Source organism: Microbacterium sp. Bi128 (genome assembly GCF_918698205.1).
Genome location: NZ_CAKKMM010001013.1, coordinates 1 through 1,866, shown reverse-complemented (window position 1 = coordinate 1,866; position 1,866 = coordinate 1). Strand labels below are relative to the sequence as shown.

Below are 1,866 nucleotides of genomic sequence, written 5' to 3'. Positions count from 1 at the left end.
CTGGAGCAGTTGGCCAAACTCGCCGGTGTGGGTCCATCCAAACTGGAGAAGTACGGCGAGGCCGTTCTGACAGTCCTGGCCGAAAGCACGGTTCAGTGATGCCCAGTTCAGTGATGTCCGGTTCAGTTCCGGCGGCCACACCGCTGACCACCGCCGACGGCGCCCCGGTAGTGGTCCGCCGCTCTGCGCGCCGACGCCGCACGGTCGCCGCGTTCTGGGAGGACGGCACCGCCGTCGTCGCCATCCCCGCGTCCTTCAGCAGGGCGCAGGAACGGGAGTGGGTCCATCGCATGCTGGAGAAACTCCGGCGCCAGGGGGACCGGGCGGCGCGGGGTTCCGGCCGGCGCCGCCCCCGCAGCGATGCCGACCTTGCCGCCCACGCCGCGGATCTGTCGGCGAAGTACCTGGGCGGCAGAGCGGTGCCCTCCTCGGTCCGCTGGGTCACCAACCAGAATTCGCGCTGGGGTTCCGCGACGCCGTCCGAAGGGACCATCCGGCTCTCGGCGAAGCTGCAGCCCATGCCGCAGTGGGTGATCGACTACGTGCTGCTTCACGAACTGGCCCACCTCCTGGTGGCCGGCCACGATGCCGCCTTCTGGCGGTTGCTGACGGCGTACCCGGAGACTGAGCGTGCCAAGGCCTTCCTGGAAGGGGTCTCGTTTGCGACATCACGCGGCCTGGCACCCGACGGCGGATACGACGAAGCCCCGGACGGAACCGAAATCCCGGCCGGGGCCTACTAGCGTTCGGCTAGGCCTTGGGCGTGCCGCCGTCGTCCGGTCCGCCGTCCTGACGGTCGTCGTCCTTGGCCGCCGGTTCGTCCGTGCCCTCTGAATCCGCCGTGCCTTCTGAATCCGCGGTGCCTTCTGAATCCGCGGTGCCTTCTGAATCCGCCGTGCCCTCGGTGTCCGTGGCGTCGGCGCCGGCCGGCTCGTCGAACCCTCCGCTAAGCAGTTTCTGCAGGGCGTCGTCCACTTCGCTGTCGCTGGCTTCGGCGAGTTTACGGCGTTCGCTGAAGCCTTGCGGATCTTCCAGGTCCTCTGCCGTGGGAAGCAGGTCGGGATGCTGCCAAACGGCGTCGCGGCCGTCGACCCCACGCTCTTCCTTGAGCAAGGCCCACAGCGTGGCGGCCTCGCGGAGCCGGCGCGGCCGCAGTTCGAGTCCCACGAGGGAGGAGAACGCGTGCTCCGCGGGACCCCCGGTGGCCCGGCGCCGCCGGACGGTTTCGCGCAGTGCGGCGGCGGACGGCAACATCTTCTCGGTTGCACCCCAGGTGAGTTCGTCCACCCAGCCTTCCACCAGGGCCAGCGCGGTCTCCAGCTTTTCGAGGGCCTGCTCCTGGGCGGGAGTGCGCTGCGGCATGAAGACTCCCTGCGAGAGCGCCTCCTGGATGCCCTCGGGGTTGCTGGGATCGATCTCGCGTGCCAGTTCTTCGATCTTGGACGTGTCGATGTGGATGCCGCGGGCGTAGGCCTCGATCGCGCCGAGCAGGTGCCCGCGCAGCCAGGGGACCTGGACGAAGAGACGGGCGTGTGCCGCCTCGCGCACGGCCAGGAACAGGCGGATGTCGTTCTCCGGCAGGCTGAGGCCCTCACCGAATTTCGCCACGTTGGCCGGCAGGAGCGCCATTTCAAGGTCTGCGAGAGGCACGCCAATGTCCGTCGAGCTGACCACTTCGGCCGAGAGCGCGCCGATCGCCTGGCCGAGCTGCATGCCGAAGATCGCCCCGCCCATGTTCTGGATCATCGAGGAGGCGCCGCCCATCATGGACTTCATTTCCTCGGGCATCTGCTCGGTCATGGCGGCCGAGAGCGCATTGGCAATGCTGTTGGCCACTGGCTCGGTCAGCCGCTTCCACGTCCCAAG

2 protein-coding genes are annotated in these 1,866 nt (G+C 68.6%); one reads left to right on the top strand and one right to left on the bottom strand.

Features of this window, described 5'->3' with window-relative positions:
* The first annotated feature begins 98 nt into the window (after positions 1 to 98).
* Complete coding sequence (locus LQV45_RS29210; protein ID WP_230010553.1) at positions 99 to 743, top strand: M48 family metallopeptidase; 645 nt, start codon at positions 99 to 101, stop codon at positions 741 to 743.
* Between the two features lie 7 nt (positions 744 to 750).
* On the opposite strand, the gene LQV45_RS29205 is transcribed toward LQV45_RS29210, so the two are convergent.
* Positions 751 to 1,866, bottom strand: a 1,116-nt coding sequence (locus LQV45_RS29205) for a zinc-dependent metalloprotease (protein WP_230010550.1), incomplete at its 5' end; no start/stop codon positions are given.